The sequence below is a fragment of the Kitasatospora sp. GAS204B genome (assembly GCF_029892155.1).
Classification (GTDB): domain Bacteria; phylum Actinomycetota; class Actinomycetes; order Streptomycetales; family Streptomycetaceae; genus Kitasatospora.
Window position 1 is genome coordinate 37,406 of record NZ_JARZAG010000004.1, and the last position, 20,361, is coordinate 57,766.

Annotated in this window: 15 protein-coding genes and 1 tRNA gene; 10 read left to right on the plus strand and 6 right to left on the minus strand. The window is 71.7% G+C overall.

What is annotated here, in order from left to right; genetic code table 11:
• Positions 1 to 10 precede the first annotated feature (10 nt).
• From P3T41_RS07105 to P3T41_RS07115, 3 genes are read left to right on the plus strand one after another with little or no spacing between them, the layout of a single operon-like run.
• Positions 11 to 331 (plus strand): metalloregulator ArsR/SmtB family transcription factor, encoded by a 321-nt coding sequence (locus tag P3T41_RS07105; protein ID WP_280688731.1) that lies wholly within the window; start codon positions 11 to 13, stop codon positions 329 to 331.
• Complete coding sequence (locus tag P3T41_RS07110) at positions 328 to 810, plus strand: SRPBCC family protein (protein ID WP_280688732.1); 483 nt, start codon at positions 328 to 330, stop codon at positions 808 to 810. The genes P3T41_RS07105 and P3T41_RS07110 overlap by 4 nt, the downstream gene beginning before the upstream one ends.
• Positions 811 to 1,269: an SRPBCC family protein gene (locus P3T41_RS07115; RefSeq protein ID WP_280688733.1), complete on the plus strand. Its 459-nt coding sequence runs from the start codon at positions 811 to 813 to the stop codon at positions 1,267 to 1,269.
• Positions 1,270 to 1,654: 385 nt separating this feature from the next.
• Here the strand turns inward: P3T41_RS07115 and P3T41_RS07120 are convergent, their stop codons facing one another.
• Entirely contained in the window at positions 1,655 to 2,008 is a 354-nt protein-coding gene (locus P3T41_RS07120) for a hypothetical protein (RefSeq protein ID WP_280688734.1), read from the minus strand.
• Between the two features lie 520 nt (positions 2,009 to 2,528).
• Between P3T41_RS07120 and P3T41_RS07125 the strand changes: the two genes are divergently transcribed.
• A complete protein-coding gene (locus P3T41_RS07125) occupies positions 2,529 to 3,257 on the plus strand; it encodes an aspartate/glutamate racemase family protein (RefSeq protein ID WP_280689035.1) in 729 nt (242 codons plus the stop codon).
• 946 nt (positions 3,258 to 4,203) lie between these two features.
• Entirely contained in the window at positions 4,204 to 5,262 is a 1,059-nt protein-coding gene (locus P3T41_RS07130) for a site-specific integrase (protein ID WP_280688735.1), read from the plus strand.
• Positions 5,263 to 5,462: 200 nt separating this feature from the next.
• Here P3T41_RS07130 and P3T41_RS07135 read toward each other — a convergent pair.
• A tRNA-Arg gene (locus P3T41_RS07135) sits at positions 5,463 to 5,538 on the minus strand.
• A gap of 436 nt (positions 5,539 to 5,974) precedes the next feature.
• Between P3T41_RS07135 and ssb the strand changes: the two genes are divergently transcribed.
• From ssb to P3T41_RS07160, 5 genes are all read left to right on the plus strand, one after another.
• A complete protein-coding gene (ssb, locus tag P3T41_RS07140; protein WP_280688736.1) occupies positions 5,975 to 6,922 on the plus strand; it encodes a single-stranded DNA-binding protein in 948 nt (315 codons plus the stop codon).
• Between the two features lie 638 nt (positions 6,923 to 7,560).
• Positions 7,561 to 8,751 (plus strand): thioester domain-containing protein, encoded by a 1,191-nt coding sequence (locus tag P3T41_RS07145; RefSeq protein ID WP_280688737.1) that lies wholly within the window; start codon positions 7,561 to 7,563, stop codon positions 8,749 to 8,751.
• A 293-nt stretch (positions 8,752 to 9,044) separates the two neighbouring features.
• Entirely contained in the window at positions 9,045 to 10,709 is a 1,665-nt protein-coding gene (ettA, locus tag P3T41_RS07150) for an energy-dependent translational throttle protein EttA (RefSeq protein WP_280688738.1), read from the plus strand.
• 134 nt (positions 10,710 to 10,843) lie between these two features.
• Positions 10,844 to 11,323, plus strand: a complete 480-nt coding sequence (locus tag P3T41_RS07155; protein ID WP_280688739.1) for a thioesterase family protein — start codon at positions 10,844 to 10,846, stop codon at positions 11,321 to 11,323.
• Between the two features lie 52 nt (positions 11,324 to 11,375).
• Positions 11,376 to 12,131: a hypothetical protein gene (locus P3T41_RS07160; protein ID WP_280688740.1), complete on the plus strand. Its 756-nt coding sequence runs from the start codon at positions 11,376 to 11,378 to the stop codon at positions 12,129 to 12,131.
• 48 nt (positions 12,132 to 12,179) lie between these two features.
• Here the strand turns inward: P3T41_RS07160 and P3T41_RS07165 are convergent, their stop codons facing one another.
• The 4 genes from P3T41_RS07165 to P3T41_RS07180 form a co-directional block, all read right to left on the minus strand.
• A complete protein-coding gene (locus tag P3T41_RS07165; RefSeq protein WP_280689036.1) occupies positions 12,180 to 13,103 on the minus strand; it encodes an ABC transporter ATP-binding protein in 924 nt (307 codons plus the stop codon).
• Between the two features lie 68 nt (positions 13,104 to 13,171).
• Positions 13,172 to 16,201 (minus strand): ABC transporter permease, encoded by a 3,030-nt coding sequence (locus P3T41_RS07170; RefSeq protein WP_280688741.1) that lies wholly within the window; start codon positions 16,199 to 16,201, stop codon positions 13,172 to 13,174.
• Positions 16,198 to 19,710: an FtsX-like permease family protein gene (locus P3T41_RS07175; RefSeq protein ID WP_280688742.1), complete on the minus strand. Its 3,513-nt coding sequence runs from the start codon at positions 19,708 to 19,710 to the stop codon at positions 16,198 to 16,200. Before P3T41_RS07175 ends, P3T41_RS07170 begins: the two co-directional genes overlap by 4 nt.
• A 148-nt stretch (positions 19,711 to 19,858) precedes the next feature.
• The gene (locus P3T41_RS07180; protein ID WP_280688743.1) at positions 19,859 to 20,260 is read right to left on the minus strand and encodes a globin; all 402 of its coding nucleotides are present in this window, start codon (positions 20,258 to 20,260) and stop codon (positions 19,859 to 19,861) included.
• Between the last annotated feature and the right edge of the window lie 101 nt (positions 20,261 to 20,361).

Consider the following 20,361-nt stretch of genomic DNA (forward strand, 5'->3'; position numbering starts at 1 on the left):
CTTACTGTTCGTGGGTACTTACCGAGCTGGCGATGGCTTTGACGCCTTGGGGGATCCCACCAGGCGTTCCATAGTCGAGTGTTTGGCGCAGCGACCGCACGCCGTCGGTGAGCTGGCCGACCAGTTGCCGATCAGTCGGCCGGCGGTATCCCAGCACCTGAAGGTGCTCAAGGACGCAGGGTTGGTGACCGACCGTGCGGTCGGCACCCGCCGGGTCTATCGGCTGAATCCGGCGGGCGTGGCCGCGCTGCGTGATCAGCTCGAGACGTTCTGGAACCGCGCGTTGGACGGCTATCAGGACGTCGTGGACCAGACCGAGGAGAAGCCATGACTCAGGCAGCGGCTGCCGTGGTTCGCAGGGAGATCCTCGTAGAGGCGCCGATCGAGCGGGCCTTTTCCGTGTTCACCGAGCGGTTCGGCGACTTCAAACCGCCGGAGCACAACCTGCTCGGCGTCGCGATCGCCGAGACGGTGTTCGAACCGAAGGTCGGCGGCCACATCTACGACCGGGGCGTCGACGGCAGCGAGTGCCGCTGGGCTCGCGTCCTGGCCTTCGAACCGCCGGATCGGGTCGTGTTCAGTTGGGACATCAGCCCGCAGTGGCAGATCGAGACCGACCCGGACAACACCAGCGAAGTCGAGGTCACGTTCGTCGCCGAGACCCCGCACCGCACCCGAGTGGAGCTGGAGCACCGCCACATCGACCGGCACGGCCCCGGCTGGCAGGCCGTCAGCGACGGCGTCGCCCACGACGCAGGATGGCCGCTGTATCTGACGCGCTACGCGGCCCTGTTCACGGAGGGCAGCTGAATGTCACCGATCACCGTCAGCACTGATGTGGACCGGCCGGCGGAAGACGTGTTCGCCTACGCCATCGACCCGACCCGCTTCCACGAGTGGCAGGCGGGCGTCATCGACGGCCACATCGACCAGCCGGGTACCCCCGCCGTAGGGGCCCGGTGCCGGACCACCCGGCGCATCGGCGGCGCCAACCGTCCGAGCACCTCCGAAGTCGTCCACGTCAACCCACCCGAGACATGGGGCGTTCGGGGCATCGACGGGCCCGTCCGCGCCGTCGTCGACGTCACCGTCAAGCCCCTGACCGCCGACCGATCCCGCCTGACCATCGCCGTGGACTTCGAAGGCCACGGGATCGGCAAGCTCCTCGTCCCGCTCGTCGTACGCCGTGAGGCCCGCAAGGAGATGCCGACCAACCTGGCGACCCTGAAGCAGCGCCTGGAACGTGGCCAGGGCGACACGTCGATCTGACGACCGCAGCTCGCGAGACCACTGACGGCACCGCGGCACCGCCCTGAGCCGTCCTGACTCGCCCCCGCAAGGTCGTATCCAGGCCCCGGCCGCCGCACCCGGGCGTGAGCGGCCCCGCTGGCTGGCTTCTGACCTGCGAAAACGCCCCGCCGATCCGGTCCGGATCGGCGGGGCGCGGCGGTGCCCCCGGCAGGAGCCGCAGAACATGGCTGGTCGTTGCGGGCAGTTGGTGGTCCGTCAGGCCGTCGTGCTGCGGCGGTAGGTCCGGCATCGTCCACCTCCGAGTCTCGCGGCCGGCGGGTCGCAGGGCTACGCACCGCCAGGCCTGCCACTCAGCCCGAGCGCACTACGTGATCGCCAGGACCGACCAGTGCAGGACCACCGGTCAGCCGTGAGGTTCCTTGGCCTGAGGAGTGGCCCCGCCGACGGAATCGGTCAGCTCCTGCCGACGGGCGTCCACTGCGTTGGCCAGCACTTTCGCGCGGAACGGGTTCGCTCCGTCCAGCGCTTGTGCGACCTCGACCGCCTCGTCCAGCAGCGCCAGCCTGACCTGCGGCAGCTCGCTCACCCTGGCTGACCGGCTGGCCTCGACCAGCACATACGCGAGCTTCGACCCGTATACCTCGGGCCCGACCTGCGTCAGTACCCGGTAGACCCACAGTGCCTCTGGCCCTCGCAATACCCGCCGGTTCGAGCTGAGCAGCAGCGCCCTCGCCCGCAGTACCGCATCCTGATCCATCGCGTTCCCCCTTCAACCCGGCACTCCCGCCCACCGTCGACGGCGGGGCAGCACGACGTACGCACCGGCACCTGGGGACAGGCGCCGACACGCGGCCGTGGGAGTGGATGCCGTCGAGTCTGCGGGCGAACGACACATGCGGGCAAGGGAACCCGGGCGTGCTCTCCGTCCTACCCCGGGAGCCTGTGACAAGGCATGATGGACCTGACACTCTGACGGAGACCCAGCGCCCTGACGGTGCTGGTCGCCCCGCCACCCACCCCTGGGGCGGCTACGGGGTGGATGCGCCAGAAGAGCGAGAATCCAGCCGGATCACGCAGTGCTGACCGTCATGGTCAGCGAGAGTGACGAGTGGCCCACTGCCGCTTGAGCGGATGCCCGTGACCTGTGCGAGCCGGTCGAGTGCGCTCACTGACTCCAAGCGAGGCTATATATCGGGGTCTGCCATGCTTGATTCCTCATATGGAGGCCTCCGGTGGCGAACCCGATGCCGCTCGGAGTCGACGTGAGGGGCGTGGCGATGAAGACGATCGGGCTGATCGGTGGGATGAGCTGGGAGTCGACAGCGGAGTACTACCGGTTGTTGAACGAGTTCACGCGCGACCGCCTCGGCGGACTCCACTCGGCGCGGTGCGTGCTCTACTCGGTGGACTTCGCGGAGATCGAGCAGTTGCAGGTCCAGGGCCGCTGGACGGAGGCCGGCGAGATCCTGGCTGCGGCTGCTCAGGCTCTCGAGGCAGCCGGCGCAGACATGGTGCTGATCTGCACCAACACCATGCACAAGGTCGCCGACCGTGTCGAGGCGGCGGTCTCCATCCCCCTGCTGCACCTGGCCGACGCCACCGCAGAGGCCGTACGGGCGTCAGGCCTGCACCGAGTCGGCCTGCTGGGCACCGCGTTCACCATGGAGCAGGATTTCTACCGAGGCCGTCTCGAAGCCGGCGGACTCGATGTGCGAATCCCGGACGCTGACGGGCGCACGACCGTTCACCACGTGATCTACGAGGAACTCTGCCTGGGCATCGTGCGGGACGAGTCACGCGCCGCTTACCAGAAGGTCATCACGGACCTGGTCGCAGGCGGTGCGGAAGGCATCATTTTGGGCTGCACCGAAATCGAGCTTCTCATCGGTTCCGAGGACAGTCCCGTCCCGGTCTTCCCCACCGCACGACTCCACGCCGCGGCCGCTGTGGACGCGGCACTGTCCGGCACCGAGAACGACGCACCAACCGCGTCCGTATCCCGCTGACAGCCGTCTAGTCCCGCAGGCTCGATCGTTCGGCAGGACTCGAACCTGCGGCCACGTGCTTAGAAGGGCCCCTGCTGGGTCGCGGCCCGCTCCATCGAGACTGGGGATCAGAAATCCGTTTACCTGCCCGCTCTGCGACAGCAGCCTCACATCCCGTGCCCGGCCGTACTAGTTGTGGCGACGAGGAACTCAAGGAGCTCATCCAGAAGGTCTACCACGCCAACTACCGTGTCTACGGGGCTCGGAAGATCTGGCGCGAGCTGGGTCGGCAAGGCCACGCGGTGGCCCGATGTACCGTCGAGCGACTGATGCGCGAACTCGGCATCACCAGCGCCGTGCGAGGTAAGAAGGTCATCAGCACCATCGCCGACCCGGCCGCCGAGCGCGCCCCGGACCCCTACGACAACGCCCTCATGGAATCTACGATCGGGCTGCTCAAGACCGAGCTGATCAAGCCCCGGCGGCGCTGGCGCACCCTCTCGCAGGTCGAACTCGCCACCGCCGAACGAGCCCGTACCTGTGGCCCCTCGTACAGAACTCGACCGCACCATGGTGGTGGGCTTGTACCGCGATGGCCAGAGCATCAAGGCCATCGCGGCCCTGGGGTTTCGACCGCCACGATCTCGCGGCGCCTGGCGTACTGGGGCGAGAACAAGCGTGACGTGCGGGCAGGGGGGCCGTCTCAACGCCGCACCGTCCTACGGGCGCGGTCAGGCGGTCGGACGTCGTCCGTGGGCAGCGGCGTTCGCCGCCTCCGGTGGACGCGGGCACTGCCCCGACTGCCGGGAGCTGACCGCCGAGCGTCAGCGGGCCCGCGCGCGGGGCGAATCGGAAGCGGTGGCGAGCGGTGCGGGCTTGACGGGTTCCGCCCCGGATCATCGAGCAGCGGGGAGCCCGGACGAACGGCGAGCAACCATCGGCTTTGACCTGGGGAACACGCTGGGCCGTGACGGCCTGTCCGGGGATCTTCCGGACCGGTTCGACTGCCACCTTCGTCCTTGAGTGGGCGTTCAACAAGGAACACCAGGACCAGACATCGCAAGAGAACAAGCGGATCCTGCGCTGGATTCAGCAGCACAGTCTCCCGGCCGGCGACATCGAGGACAGCGCCCGCTTTGCCCTGGTGATCACTGCGATCACCACCAAGCTCGACGGGAAGCGGGCCGCCGCGTCGTCCCTGAGTCGGAGTCGTCGGATCCCGACGAACGCGCTGGACTACACGGTCCGCTCCAAGGTGCTGACGGCCAATCCGATGCAGCAGTCGAGCGAACCGCGGGCCAAGGCCGTGAAGACCAGCGATGCGGTCGACAAGCGATCGCTGATCGGTCCGGACAAGACCGCCCAGTTGTTCGCCTGGATCCGCAATCGTCCGCGCGGTGGCAGCCGGCTCCACCCGTTCTTCGCGACGGTGCGCTACGCCGGGACGCGGCCGGAAGAGGCCGTGGCCCTGCGGGTGAGTGACCTGGCTCTGCAAGAAGGAGCATGGGGCGAACTGTTGGTGCACGTGGCAACGCCGGAAGTGGGCCGCCGCTGGACCGACTCCGGGACGCGGCACGACCGCCGGCACCTGAAGGGGCGCGAGGAGGGGCAGGTGCGGCCGGTGCCGTGCTCGCCCCTGCTCGGTGGCATCCTGCTCCAGCACATCGAGGACGAGAAGCTGAAGACTGGTGACCTGCTCTTCCAAGGGGAGGGAGGCGGAGTGCTGGCCGGGTCCGTATGTCGGCGTGCTTGGCACCGGGCCCGGGACCAGCTCCTGACCGCCGAGGAGGCGGCCTCTCCGATGGCGAAGCGGGTGTACGACCTCAGGCACACCCGGCTGACGGAATGGCTGAACGCCGGGATCCCACCGGCCGAGGTGGCCGCCTGGGCAGGGAACAGCGTCGAGGTTCTGCTCCGGAGCTACGCCCTGTGCATCGACGGGCAGCTGGCGGAGTACCGGCGCCGGATCGAGAGCAACCTCCATTGGGAGGTCGCAGGCCCGAACGGGGCGCCGGGTAGCCCCTGACTGGCCCGGGCCACGGCGGATCGTTGCCGCCACGCGTCCGCGAATGTGCCGTGGACAGCCGGAAACGCCGCCGCCAGTCGCAACCAATCGGACAGGAGTTCGATTAGAAGTCCCTGGTCACCATAGACAAGGTTGCCGCACGGTCGTGCTCTGACCTGCGAAAACGCCCCGCCGATCCGGCTCGGATCGGCGGGGCGCGGTGGTGCCCCCGGCAGGACTCGAACCTGCGGCCAAGTGCTTAGAAGGCACCTGCTCTATCCGCTGAGCTACGGGGGCGGGGCGGGCGTTGGCCCGGGGTGGGGCTGGTGGGCGTTCGGTGCCTAATCCCTGGGTGGGGTTGGTGGCGCCCTGCCCTGTCGGGGACAGGATAAGGGGGTAAGGCTGCCTTGCTTGGCTTTCCACCGAGGGGGTGGGTTGTGTCGGCCTTGCGAGAGCGGTCTGATAATCGCAGGTAGCGGGGCGGGGTGCAGCATTGCGGGGTGGGTTCCCGTCGGACGTTGTGCAGTCGTTACGGCGATGTCTCCTCACCCGTTATGGACCTGCCGTGCTGGTAGCGGGGTGTGCCGGGAACGTGACGGTTCAGGAAGGGTGGGACGGGGGCGGGATTTCGGTTCGTCCGGTCGGATGACGTGGACAGAGCGTCCCTGCTGCCACTCGTTCAGGGGGCATGGGGCGCAGGTGAGCCGCCCTCTTGTCATGCACGCAGAATGTAATGACTATCGGCCGTGAATATGGGATGGCCAAACCCTGGCAAAGTTATCCACAGGGGCTGGTTATCCACAGAAATATCCCACCGTGGGCCGATGTCCATGAAACGGGACATCATCGTCATCAGCCGACCGATTCTCCGGTACGGGAGAAATACGAGAAATGCGGAGGGTGTGTCGTGAACGAGACTCTGGTGACGATGATCGGAAATGTCGCCTCGGCGGTGAACTACGGGCAGACGGCCGCCGGGGTGCCGACGGCCAACTTCCGGCTCGCGGCCACCGAGCGGCGCTACGACCGGGCGCGCGGTGAGTGGGTCGACGGCGAGACCAACTGGGTCAGCGTGACGGCCTGGCGCTGGTTGGCGACGAATGTGGTCAGTTCGCTCAGCAAGGGTGATCCGGTGGTGGTGTGCGGGCGGCTGCGGATCAGGGAATGGGAGGACGACGGCAAGCGGCGGAGCGTTGTGGACATCGACGCCCGGGCGGTGGGGCACGATCTCGGCCGGGGTACGTCGGCGTTCCGCTGGGCGGTTCGTGGTCGTTCGGAGGTGACGTCGGCAGGAGAGGCGGTGCCGGAGTGGATCGTGAAGGCGATCCGCGAGCACCGCGCCACGCGGGCGGCGGAGGCGGATGGCACGGGTGGTGCCGGAGGCGCTGCTGGGGCTGGCGAGTTGATGGCCGCTGCGGTGGCCGGCGAGGCTCCCGGGGTGCGCGAGGTGGCGGTCGGGTCGCCTCGGCGGCCGATGGCGATCGAGGCGGGTGCAGCGGCGGGTGACGTCGGGGGAGAGGGGGTGCCTGGCTCCCCGGCGGCGCGCGCCACGCGGGCGCCCCGAGCAGCGCGGGGTGCGGTGGCGCCGCGGTCGACCAGGGGAGGGTGCGCGGCAGGCGGAGCGTCAGCCGGAGCGGAGGCTCCGTCGGTCGGGGCGGAGGGCGAGGTGGTGACGGTGTGACCGAGCTGGGCGCGCGGCCGTGGGCGGAGCGGGGCGCGTGGCCTGACCTGGCGTCGGGTCGGGCGCCCCGGCGGCCGGAGATGGTCGAAGCTGGTCGAAGGGGCAGTCGCTGGCGGTCACCGGCTGGGCGCTGGTCGGGGGCCGGTCGGGGGTTGGCATCGTGACAGTACGGGCCTGCTCAGGACACAGGCGTGGCCGTAGGCGTGGGCGTGGAAAGGGCCTGCGGGGTATGGGAATCGGGAGTAGTGGAGTCGGGCAAAGGGGTCTCGCCCGCTGACCGTTAGTTGAGCCTTCGCCAACTCTTCGCCGACACTTCGGTGACACTTCTCGTCACCGACTGTGCAATGGGAGACCGACGGCGGCAGGTCAGAGAGTCGATAAAGTGACGAAATAGCTGGCACCGCGTCAGGATGACGCGTTGGCAACCGGCTTGATAACAATTCCGATACAGAAGCGACTTCTGTAGGTCCTGTGGTTTGCACGCCTGCGGTTCTCAATATGATGCGTCTGGTTCAGACAAGTGCGGCAGCGCCACAAGCGCGGCAATGCGCGGCGGGCCGTCATGGGCGCGGCCCTGCCCGGAGGGGTCATTCATGTACCACATGCAACGGCGGGGTATCTCCCGCTTCGCTTCTGTCATGCTCGCGTCGAGCATGCTGGTCGGCGGCGGGTTCGCACTGGCGGGGGCGGCTGTCGCGGACGGCGGCACCGGCGGTTCGGGGGCCGTCGCCACGCTTCAGGACGGCCTGAAGGCCGGCGGCCACATCAAGATCAACGACAGCGACTGGATCGCCGGCGGTGGCCTGATCGTCCTCAAGGCGGCCGACGGTACCGAGTTCGACACCTACTGCATCGACATCCACAACGAGACGCAGCAGAGCGCCAAGTACCAGGAGAGCGACTGGTCCGGCATCTCGCTCGGGACCAACCCCGACGCCGGCAAGGTCAACTGGATCCTGCAGAACTCCTACCCGCAGGTGAGCGACCTCGCCACGCTGAGCAAGGACGTCGGCGGCGCGACGCTCTCGGCGGACCAGGCCGCGGCCGGCACCCAGGCTGCCATCTGGACCTACTCGGACCACCTCAAGGCGGTCCCGACCGACGCCACGGCCGCGGCGCTGGCGACCTACCTCATCAGCCACGCGACCGACGTGCAGCAGCCGACCCCGTCGCTCACCCTGAGCCCGGCGGCTGTCAACGGTGCGCCCGGTGCGCTGCTCGGGCCGATCACGGTCGCGAGCACGGGTGACTCCGTCGCCGCCCAGCTCGACTCCGCCTCCAGCGCGGCCGGCGTGGTCATCACGGACGCCACCGGCAACGTCCTGTCGGACAAGACCGGCAAGCTGACCAAGCCTGCGAAGAACGGCGACAAGCTCTTCGTGAAGGCTCCGGCCGGTGCGGCCGCCGGTTCGGCGACCATCACCGCCTCCACCTCGGCCCAGGTGCAGAGCGGTCGGGCGTTCCGCAGCCTCAACTACACCCCCGATCACCACAGCCAGACCCTGATCCTCGCCGGCAGCCAGACCGACACGGTCAGCGCCGCCGCCAAGGCCGGCTGGACCGTGACCACCCCGTCCTCGTCCCCGAGCACGTCGGCCACTCCCACCGCCCCGGCGACCCCGAGTGCCAAGCCGAGCAGCTCCGCCGCCCCGGTGGTGCCGAGTGTCTCGGCCAGCCCGAGCAGCACGGGTGGCAAGAGCCTGGCGTTCACCGGTGGTGGCGGCTCGACCCCGCTGATCGCGAGCATCGCCGGTGCGCTGGTGCTGCTCGGTGGTGGCTCGGTGTTCATGATGCGTCGCCGTGGTCGCCACAGCCGCACCGCTGCCTGATCGGGCAGCCTGGGGCCCGACCGGGTGACCAGGAAAGCCTGACGCAGCTGTAGAAGGCTGTTGAGCGGCTGTGAGAAGAAGACGAAGTGGCCTGGCCCCGACCCCGGGGCCGGGCCACTGGCGTTCGCCCGCCCTCCCGCCGTGCGGCTGCGCTCGTCCCCGGCCCTGCCCTCGTCCTCGGCCCCGTCCCCGGCCTGCCCGGGCCCCCGCAGGTTCGGGATGGGAGCCGGGGTGCGGCACAATGGAACGCTGACAGCCTGAAACACTCCTCGACGACGCCGGAGCGATCTCACGTGGCGGAATACATCTACACCATGCGCAAGGTGCGCAAGGCGCACGGCGACAAGGTCATCCTTGACGACGTGACGCTCAGCTTCCTCCCCGGAGCGAAGATCGGCGTCGTCGGCCCCAACGGCGCCGGCAAGTCCACCGTGCTGAAGATGATGGCCGGCCTGGAGCAGCCCTCCAATGGTGACGCGTTCCTGTCGCCCGGATTCAGCGTGGGCATGCTGCTGCAGGAGCCGCCGCTGGACGAGTCCAAGACGGTCCTGGAGAACGTCGAGGACGGCGTCAAGGAGGTCAAGGGCAAGCTCGACCGGTTCAACGAGATCGCCGAGCTGATGGCGACCGACTACTCGGACGCGCTGCTGGACGAGATGGGCAAGCTCCAGGAGGAGCTCGACCACGCCAACGCCTGGGACCTCGAAGCGCAGCTGGAGCAGGCCATGGACGCGCTGGGCTGCCCGCCCGGCGACTGGCCGGTCACCAGCCTCTCCGGTGGTGAGCGCCGCCGCGTCGCGCTCTGCAAGCTGCTGCTCGAGGCGCCCGACCTGCTGCTCCTCGACGAGCCCACCAACCACCTGGACGCCGAGTCGGTGAACTGGCTGGAGCAGCACCTGGCCAAGTACGCCGGCACCGTCGTCGCGGTCACCCACGACCGGTACTTCCTCGACCACGTCGCCCAGTGGATCCTGGAGCTCGACCGCGGCCGCGCCTACCCGTACGAGGGCAACTACTCCACCTACCTGGAGACCAAGCAGTCGCGTCTCAAGGTCGAGGGCCAGAAGGACGCCAAGCGCGCCAAGCGGCTCAAGGAAGAGCTGGAGTGGGTCCGCTCCAACGCCAAGGGCCGCCAGGCCAAGTCCAAGGCCCGCCTCGCCCGGTACGAGGAGATGGCGGCCGAGGCCGACAAGATGCGGAAGCTGGACTTCGAGGAGATCCAGATCCCGCCGGGCCCGCGTCTGGGCAGCATCGTGGTCGAGGTGGACAAGCTCAACAAGGCCTTCGGTGAGAAGGTGCTGATCGACGACCTCAGCTTCACCCTGCCGCGCAACGGCATCGTCGGCGTGATCGGCCCCAACGGTGCCGGCAAGACCACGCTCTTCAAGATGCTGCAGGGCCTGGAGAACCCGGACTCCGGCAGCGTCAAGGTCGGCGAGACCGTCAAGATCAGCTACGTCGACCAGAGCCGCGCCAACATCGACCCGAAGAAGACCCTGTGGGAGGTCGTCTCCGACGGTCTCGACTGGATCAACGTCGGCCAGGTCGAGATGCCGTCCCGCGCCTACGTCTCGGCGTTCGGCTTCAAGGGCCCGGACCAGCAGAAGCCGGCCGGGGTGCTCTCCGGTGGTGAGCGCAACCGCCTGAACCTGGCGCTCACCCTCAAGCAGGGCGGCAACCTGCTGCTCCTCGACGAGCCCACCAACGACCTCGACGTCGAGACCCTCTCCTCGCTGGAGAACGCGCTGCTGGAGTTCCCGGGCGCCGCTGTGGTCATCTCCCACGACCGCTGGTTCCTGGACCGAGTGGCCACCCACATCCTCGCCTACGAGGGTGACAGCAAGTGGTTCTGGTTCGAGGGCAACTTCGAGTCCTACGAGAAGAACAAGATCGAACGCCTGGGTGCCGATGCGGCCCGCCCGCACCGCGCGACCTACAAGAAGCTGACGCGCGGCTGACGATCCGTCAGCGCCCGCTGGTCCGTCAACACGCGGCCCACGGCTGACCGGGCCCGGCGGCCCAGCGGCCCGGCCGGGTGCCCCTGCGGCATCCGGCCGGGCCGATCGAATGAGTGGAAGAAGGAGAGACGTTCGTGGCTCGCCACATCTACGCCTGCCCGCTGCGGTGGTCCGACATGGACGCCTTCGGCCATGTCAACAACGTGGTCTTCCTGCGCTACCTGGAGGAGGCTCGGATCGACTTCATGTTCACCCAGGCCGCCGAGGCCGGGGCGGGCGAGTTCGCGGGCGGCTCCGTGGTGGCGCGGCACGAGATCGACTACAAGCTCCCGCTGGTGCACCGCCCGACGCCGGTGACCATCGAGACCTGGGTGACCCGGATCGGCGGGGCCTCGCTCACCGTCCGCTACGAGGTGAAGGACATCGCGGAGGACGGCACCGAGACGGTGTACGTCCGGGCGTCCACGGTCGTGGTCCCGTACGACCTGAAGAACGCCCGCCCGCGCCGGATCAGCCCGGTGGAGCGGGAGTTCCTCAGCCGCTTCATGGACGCGTCGGACGTCGTCGAGCGGAGCGCGGCGAAGCGGGCCGAGAAGGTGCCCGCGGCGGCCTGACCACCTCGAGCGAACGACGAACCCCGACGACGAACGAAGTGTGAGCGCACCCGTGATCAGTACCGCCCGGTTCGTGCTGGCCGACCCCCGCGAGGCGGCCGACCTCGGCGCGTTCCTGGCCCGGCTGCTGCGGTTCGACCGCGCGGCGGCGGTCCGGCTGCAGGCGACCCCGGACGAGACGGGAACGGGTGAGGGCACGGGAACGGGCGAGGGCTCGGGCGCCGGTGTGCTGGCCGTGTACGGGCGGTTGCCGCTCGGCAGCGCGGGGGTCCTGGCGCTGCGCACCGCACGTCTGGTTCGGTCCGCCGATCTGTCCGCCGATCCGTTCGTCGGCCCGGCCGTCGACCTCACGGTCTCGGCGGGTCAGCTGCTGGACGGCGTGGACGAGGAGCACGGCGCGCTCGCCGTGCCGCCGCCGGTGACCGGGCCCGCCTGGGCGGGTCTGCTGCCGCCGCGCGGCGGCTGGCGGCTGCTCGGCGCGGTCGGCGCGGACCAGGTGCTCCCGCAACTGCTCGCCGCGGTCGGCGAGTTCAAGGAGCGCACGGCCCAGGTGCCGGAGCACCACCGCACCCGCGCGGTGCTGGACGGCATCGCCGACGAGATCTGGGCCCGCCCGCTGACCGCGCTCCCGGCGCTGCCGCTGCGCGCGGCCCACGCCGCCTACCGGATCGGCTTCCTGCACCCGGGCGCACCGCTGACGGCGCACCGCGCGGGTGGCTGGTTGCGGCTGACCGCCCCGCACGGCACCGTCGCCCTGCGGGCCGCCGCCGCCCCGGGTGCGGGCCTGGGGCTCACCCCGCTGGCCTGACGCACCACACCGGCCGCGCCTGACGCACCCCAGCACGGGCCCGGCCGCTCAGCCGGCCTCCCGGTCGTCCGGCCGCACCGCGATGTGGTCGGCGGCCAGGTCGACCGCGACCCGGTGCTCCATCCCCAGCGCGGTCAGGAACTCGCGCGGCAGCTGGACCCGCCCGGTGCGGTCCAGCATCACGTACTCCCGCTCGCTGACCGTCTCGCGTCCCTCCTCGTCGGTGAGCGTCTGACGCAGCACCTCGGAGCTGGTCCGCCCGTCCCGGATCGCGACGGTGCGCCGGACCTCGCCGGCCACCATCGGGTCGTGCGTCACGATCACCACGGTGGCGCCGAGTTCGCGGTTGACCGTGCGGAACGCCTCGAAGATCCCGGCGGCGGTCTCCGAGTCCAGCTCGCCGGTCGGCTCGTCGGCGAGTACCACCGAGGGGTTGTTGGCCATCGCGACGGCGATGGCCACCCGCTGCTGCTCGCCACCGGAGAGCTGGGCGGGTCGCCGGTCGGCCAACCGGCCGATGCCGAGCGCGTCGAGCAGTTCGCGCGCCCGGGCGGAGCGGCGTCCGGCCAGGCCCGCCTTCCAGTGCTCGCCGTTCAACTGCATGGGCAGCGCGACGTTCTGGGCGGCGGTCAGGAACGGCATCAGGTTGCGTGCGGTCTGCTGCCAGACGAAGCCGACCACCTCGCGGCGGTAGCGCAGGCGCTCCTTGGCCGTCATGTTCAGCAGGTCGCAGCCGGCCACGCTGGCCGAACCGGCCGACGGGACGTCGAGTCCGGCCAGGATGTTGAGCAGGGTGGACTTGCCGCTGCCGGAGGCGCCGACCAGCGCGACCAGGTCGCCCTTGCCCACCAGCAGGTCCAGGCCCTGCAACGCCTGCACCTCGACCCGTTCGGCGGTGAAGATCCGCACCAGCCGGTCGCAGGCGATCACGGAGTCGTGCCCGTAGCCGGGGGCGGCCTTGGCGGTCCGCACCCGCCGTTGCAACTCCTCGAAGCTGACCTCGGCTTCGGCACCGCCGGCCACCCGCTTCGTCCCATCGCTCACCGCTGGTCACCCGCTCTCAACTCGGTATTGATCTGCCGCCGCCCGGCGAGCAGCGTCTCCGCGACCACCACCGCGCAGGACAGCGCTGCCAGGATCAGCGCCTGCCAGGCCACCGGGGCCAGTGCCGGCCGCAGGCCGCCGGGCACGCTGGTGCCGACCATGGCCGTCAGGTTCACCGCCGAGCCGAGCAGCGGCACGGTCAGCCAGCTCACCGCGGCCCCGGCGATCGCGGCGAGCAGGGTCTGCGGCAGCGATTCGATCAGGATCAGCGCCAGCCCCTGGCCCGGGCGCAGGCCCATGGTGCGCAACCGGGCGAGCAGCGCGGCCCGTTCGGGTGCCGCGCGGAGCAGGGTGAGCAGCAGCGCGAGCGCGCTGTACCCGGCGGCGGCGAACACGGCTGTCCAGAACAGCCGCGCGGCCGCGTGCTGCAACGGGCTGTCGCTCAGCCCGTTGGCGTAGTCCTGCGCGGTGGCGACGCTGAACAGCTGGTTGGCCTGGTTCAGCCGGCCCGCCTGGCCGGCGTCGATCCCGGCCGCCGGCAGCTCGCCGGCCAGCAGCCCGCGCAGCGCGGCGCCGCTGATCCCGCCGCCGCTGCCGAACCACTCGGTGGGTGCCGCCAGCAGCGGTGCCGACCTGGGCAGTTGACGCACGACGGCCGCGCTGGAGACGACGATCACCGCGCGCTCGGCGGGGTCCGGCATCGCGGGGGTGCGATGGAAGGCACCGACCGGCTTGATCCGCAGTTCCCCGTACGGCGACGGGAGTTCGATGCCGCCGCTGCCACCGTGCAGCGCGCTCGCGACGTTGTCGCTGATCAGCGCCGGGACCAGGCCGTCCGAGCCGTCCGACGAGTCCCCCGACGACGCGCCTGACCCGCCCGACGACGCGCCTGACCCACCCGAGGCCCCACCTGACGACCCGTCCAGCACCGCCGGATCGAACTGCCCGTAGCCCACCTGCCTCGACAGCGCGGCGTACCCCTGCGGATCGACCATGACCAGCATCGCCCCCGCCATGTCGTCGCCGCTGCTGGTGGTGAGCGCGGCGGTCTGGTCGACCACCACCGAGGTGCCGGCCCGCACCCCGGGCAGCTTGGCCGCGGCCGCCGGGAAGCCCGCCGGCAGGGTGCCGAGATCGCTCGCCATCACCCGGGCGTCGCCCCCGACCAGCTGACGGACCGCCAGCTGGCGCGCCGCGGAGCTGGAGTCCAGCACGGTGACCCCGAAGCCGGCGGTGGTGACCGCGAGTAGCAGCGCCATCAGCGGCAGCACGGTGGGGGCCTGCCGCTGCCGTGTTCCGGAGCCGCCGAGGGAGCCGCCGAGGCCGCCGCCCGTGCCACCACCGCGGGTGGCCCTGGCCAGTCCGAGGAAGCCGACGGCCCCGCGCCCCCGGGCCGCCAGCCGCGCCCCGGGCGCGAGAAGCAGCGGGAAGAGCCGGGCCAGCAGCACCGTCGCGGCGACCGCCAGCAGCACCGGCGCCGCGCTCAGCAGCAGGTCGAGCGAGCTGCCGGGCGGGGCCACCCCGCGCCGTCGCACCGCCAGCACCGCGCCGGCGGCCAGCGCCAGCGCGGCCAACTCCGCCACCAGTCGCCCCGGTTCGCCAAGCGGCCGGGCGAACCGGGAACGCCGACCGGTCCTGGCCGGCGCGGGCGTCCGACGGTCCTTGGCCCGTGGCCCGGTGGCCCGCAGCAGCGCCACCGCCCGTACCGGGAACGGCAGCAGTCCGGCCAGGCCGGTCAGCACGCCGAGCAGCACCGCGGCCGTCCAGCGGGGCGTGGGCAGCAGCACCAGCGCCAGGGCGGTGCCGAGCAGGGTGGCGGGCAGCACCGGCACCGCCGTCTCGGCGAGCAGCCGCCCACCGATCGCCGGCAGCGAGCCGCCCCGGGCACGCAGCAGTGCCAACTCGGCCTGCCGGCGGTCCACCGCGAGCCCGGCCGCCAGCAGCAGCACCACCACCGCGACCCCGGCCGCGCCGAGCGGGCCGATCGCGTAGAGCGGGGCGGCTGCGGCGCGCTCCTGCTGGGCCTGCTCCAGCAGGGTGGGCAGGCTGGACTCTGGGCGCAGGCCGGGGACGCCGGCGGCCGCGTCCAGTTGCGTGACCAGCGGGCCGTCCAGCATCGAGCCGACCAGGCGCTGCGCCTGGCCGAGCTGGTAGCCGTGCAGGTGACGCGGATCGATCGGCAGCTGCCAGAAGAGCTCGGCCCGGCCGCCCCAGACCGGCAGTTGTGGCAGTGCGCCGGCGCCGACCAGCGCGTTGACCTGCCAGTAGTGGGCGGGCGGCATGGTCGGGGTGCTGGCCAGGCAGGGACCGGTCAGGCAGGGCAGCGGGGACCAGAACGCCTCGTTCGGATCGTTCGCCTCGAAGACGCCGACCACCACGGCCTGGCGCTGCGACCGTGGGCCGTTGATCACCGGCGACCCCGTGAAACTGGTGGTGCGACCGGTGTCCAGGACGCTGCCGACACCGACGTGCAGCAGGTCGGCGGTCGGCTTGGCCAGCGCGATCTCGAAGCGGAGGTTGCCGTCGGCTCCGGCGTCGACCGTGTCCGGCAGCCGGCCGGCCAGCAGCCGGACATGGGCACTCTGGTCGTGCGGGGTGACCAGGTTCATCGACGGCGGGACGGCGTCGGGGCTGGGCAACCCGGGGTCGGTCAGGTCGCGCGGGACGGTGGTGCGCGCACCGTAGGTCTGCTCGCCGGGGGAGGGGGCCAGCGGCTGGGTGATCTCGTCGTGCAGCCCGTGCGCGACCAGGTCCAGCACGCGTTGGGTGTAACCGGAGGCGCCGCCCGGGTTGCCGAGGCCGCCACTGGTCTGGTCGCTGCCGACCGTGGCCGTCAGGCTGCGGGCGGTCGGCGCGGCGTCGGTCAGCAACTTGCTGACCGCACGGTCGGAGTCCCGGTCCAGCGTGCGCGGGAGCGCCGCGGCCAGGAAGGTGCTGCCGAGCACCAGCACGGTCAGCAGCAGCGCGGCGGCGCGGCTGGTCCGCAGCCGGGTCCGCACCCAAGGGGCCAGCGGGCGGGCGCTCACATCTCCTCCGAGAGGCGCAGGCGGGCGACGGTGTCGGCGCCTCGGGCCGGCCGCAGCACCCGTTGGACGGTGAGCAGGACGGGCAGCGCGGCGACCGCCGCCAGCAGCACCAGGGCCTGCCCGAGCGGCAGCACCACCAGCACCGGCGGCATCGGGCGGTGCGCGGCCGGGGTGAGCACCGTGTGCGGCACCACCAGGTGGACCAGCACCGTGCCGAGCAGTGCGCCCACCCCGAGCCCGAGCGCGATCAGGATCCCCTGCTCAGCGGCGGCGGTTCTGGCCAACTGCCGGTGCCGGGCGCCGAGCGCGCGCAGCACGGCGAACTCGCCGGCCCGCTCGCCGGCGGCACCCACCGCGGCCGCCGCGAACCCGATCGCGGCCAGTACGGCGGCGGCGACGGTCAGCGCCAGCAGCGCGCTCTGCGGGGCGGCGCTCAGCGGGTCGTCGCGCATCGTGGCCAACTGCTGGTCGTCCAGCTCCAGTTGCGCCGGGACGGTGCCGGCCCGCAGCTTGGCGGCGGCCTGGGCGGGCACCGGGTCGTCGGGGCCGGTACTCGGCAGCCACCACTCGTTCGGGCCGACCGGCTGGCCGCCGGCGCCGGCCAACGCCCGGTCCATGGTGGCCAGGTCGACCATCAGCGCGGTGGTCGGGCCGCCGCTGTCGCTGCCGACGGTGGGCAGCGCGGGGACCACCTCGGTGATCCTGACGTCCAGGCTCGCGGTGCCGGCCTGCACCGGGACGTGCTGGCCGAGCTTGGCGCCGGTGGCGTCCATGAAGTCCTTGGTCGCGGCGGCGGCGATGGTGCCGGGGAACGAACCGCCCGGCCCGTCCACGGTGACCTGCTGGGTGTCGCCGGCGCCCTTCGAGGTGTACGTCAGACCGAGCAGGTCCTGGCCGTTGTCCGGGGCCAGGGTCGGTTGGCCGGGCGGCGCGCCCGCGGTGGTGTCGTAGTCCGTCACCCGCCAGTGCAGTCCGCCGAGGCGGGGCGCCGGTACGCCGGCCGCGCCGGGGGCGTCCACGGATCTGAGCTGATGGATCGTCAACTGCTGTTCGGCGCCGGTCGATACGCTGTTGGTCAGCTGGAAGCCGGTCAGCGTGAGCGGGTAGGCGGGGCGGCCCGCCGGGGCGGCGAAGAGGGCGCCGAGGTCGGCCGAGACGGTTCCGTCGCCCTGGTAGGGCAGGTTGGGGACGATCGCCTCGAAGGCGACCCCGAACCGGTCGCGCAGTTCCAGCCGCAGCGTGGGGGTGGCTGTGGTCGCGTCGACGGGCGGCACGAACAGGCCCGGCGGCGCGCCGGGCGGCGGGGTCCAGTGAGCGTCGCCGGTCCGTACCGACACGTCGAGGTCGAGCCGGGTCGGCTCGCCCGGCAGCGTGATCCCGGCGCCCGGTCCGGTGCTCTGTCCGCTGCTCGGGTCGGCGCCCGATCCGGTGCTCGGACTGGCGCCCGGTCCGGTCTTCGGGTCGGTGGAGGTCAGCGGGCCGAACAGCTGGGCCGGCGTCCGCCCGCCGGTCAGGTCCTGGCGCAGCCGGACCGAGGTGGCCGCGTCCTTGCTGTCGACGGCCAGCAACTGGCCGATCCGGCCGCTCTGCAGCGGCAGCGGCTGCCGGTTGACGGGCAGGAACCGGCTGCCGCCGGGCAGCGCCGCGAGCACCCCGCCCTGGCCGACGGCCGGTACCGCGAGATCCGTCACCTTCAGGCCGTCGACGGTGGTGAAGTCGGCCTGGTCACGCTGCGAGGCGGTGAGCGAGGCGGCCTGGCCGAGCGCGAGCAGGCCCATCGAGACCGCGAAGACCAGCAGCAGCACCGGGCCGGCGTTGCGCCGCGGCCGGCGGGCGAACTGCCAGCCGGCCAGCGCGCCCGGCAGCCCGCGGCCCCGGCTCGCCCAGCGCTCGCCGAGCCGGGCGGCCAGTGGCAGCAGGCGCAGCGCCAGCACCGTGCCGGCGCACAGCGCCAGGGTGGGTGCGGTGACCAGGATCGGGTCCAGGCCGAGCCGGCCGGTGGCGTCCGCCGACAGCGCCCCGCCGCCGGTGGTCGCGGCGCCGGCGGCGGTGGCCGAGACGCCGGCGCCGGCCGCCGAGCCGTAGTGCGCGAGTTGCAGGTAGGCGAGCACGGCCAGCACGAGCAGCGCGAGGTCCACACCGGACCTGGCCAGGCCCGAGACGAGCTGCCGGCGCCGTCCGGCCCGCCGCTGCAGCACCGGGCCGGCCGCCCGGAGCGCGGTGGGCACCAGCACCACCAGCACCGCGCCGGCGGCGACCGCGAGCGCGATCAGCCAGGAGTCGAGTGACAGCTCGCCGCTCGGCCGCACGCCGGTGCGGGCGAGCGCGCCGTAGCGGCCGAGCAGGCGCAGCAGCGGCGGCGTGAGCAGCGGGGCGAGCGCGGCGGCGGGCAGCGCGAGCAAGGCCGCCTCCAGCGCGGTCAGCCGGGCGATCCGGTGCCAGGCGGCGCCGCGCGCGGTGAGCAGCGCGTCCTCGGCGGCCTGCCGCTCGGTCAGCAGCCGGGTCACCAGGACCAGGGCGGCGATCGCCAGCACGGTCAGCTGCAGCGCGCCGATCACCAGGGTGGAGGTGGCCACCAGCAGGTCGTTGTGCAGCGCGTCCAGGGCGTTCGGCAGCCCGCTGCTGCTGGTGAGGCCGATGCGCTGCTGAAAGTCGGTCAGCTGACTGCTCGTCCGGTCCCGCAGGGCGTCCAGCTGGCTCGCCTGGGCCCGTGAGAAGTCGGCGCTGATCAGCCAGTTGACGCCCTGCTCGGTGATCCGACCGCTGCTGAAGGCGGAGTCGGCGACCAGCAGCGGGCCGTAGGTGGTGAAGCCGTTGACCTTCAGGCCACGTCCGGCGAGCGGGTCCAGCTGCCAGTACGGGGTGGTCGCGTCGGTGGCGTGGTAGCTGCCGGTGACCAGCACGTCCAGCGCGGAGCCGTCGAACCGGTCGACCAGCCGCAGCGTGGCCGGCAGGTCCGCCGGACGCAGGCCGAGCCGGCTGAGCGCGAGGTCGGGCACGGCCACCTGAACCGGAGCGCCGGCGTCGGCGACGGGCTGCGGCAGGCGGCCCGCGCTGACCGTGACCTCGGTCGGGTCCAGCGTGGCGAGCAGCGTCAGATCGGGGTCGGCTCCGGTCGAGGTGCTGCCCGAGCCGGTGCTGCCTGGGCCCGTGCCGCCTGGGCTGGTGCTGCCCGGGCCGGTGGTGCTGCCGCCGGCCGGCAGCGCGTAGGCGTGGCTGCGGGCCACCTCGCGGACGGTGCTGGGCAGCGGGCCGAAGATCCGCCCCGCCAGCGCCCGGACCTGCTGGTCGGCAGCCGTCCGCTTGCTCGCGTCGATGCTGTCGGAGCCGACCTGGACGGTGGTGGCGCTCTGATCCTGGACGCTCAGCGCCCGGCGGACCCCGGCGTCCCCGATCCCGGCCTCGAAGGCGTTCAGCGCGCAGAGCACGGTGGCGGTCAGCAGCACGGTCAGCGCTGCGGCCGTGGCCAGCGCCCAGCGGCTGCGCAGCCTGCGTAGGACAAAGCCCATGGACGCCGACCCTCCCCCGAACCGTCCGAATACCGGGCGATGCTGTCAGACCACGAAGTCCATGGGAAGGGTGTTGCTGGAACGAACGTCCGAATCCTGGTATGTCTGCCCGAGAGGGCAGCGGGCTGTCAGTGGGCGTCGATGGACGTCAGTGCGCGTTGACCATCGAGGCGGCCGCGTAGGTCAGGTAGTCCCACAACTGCTGCTCGGCGGCCGGCTGGAGATGGAGTTCGTCCACCGCCGCCCGCATGTGCCGCAGCCAGGCGTCGTGCGCGGCCTGGTCGACCTTGAACGGGGCGTGCCGCATCCGCAGCCGCGGGTGGCCGCGCTGCTCGCTGTAGGTGCGCGGGCCACCCCAGTACTGCATCAGGAAGAGCACCAGGCGCTCCTCCGCGCCGGCCAGGTCCGCCTCGGGGTACATCGGACGCAGCACCTCGTCCCCGGCCACCCCCTGGTAGAAGTGGTGCACCAGCCGGCGGAAGGCGGCCTCGCCGCCGACCGCCTCGAAGAAGCTCTCCTCGCGAGTCTCGTCCCGCCCGATCTCAGTCACCTGACCATGGTCGCAGACTGCCACCGGGGCCGGGAAACAGACCTTCGTCCTAGGTCCTGTCGTCGCCGAGCAGAAGGGGACGACAGGCCCTAGGCTCCCGG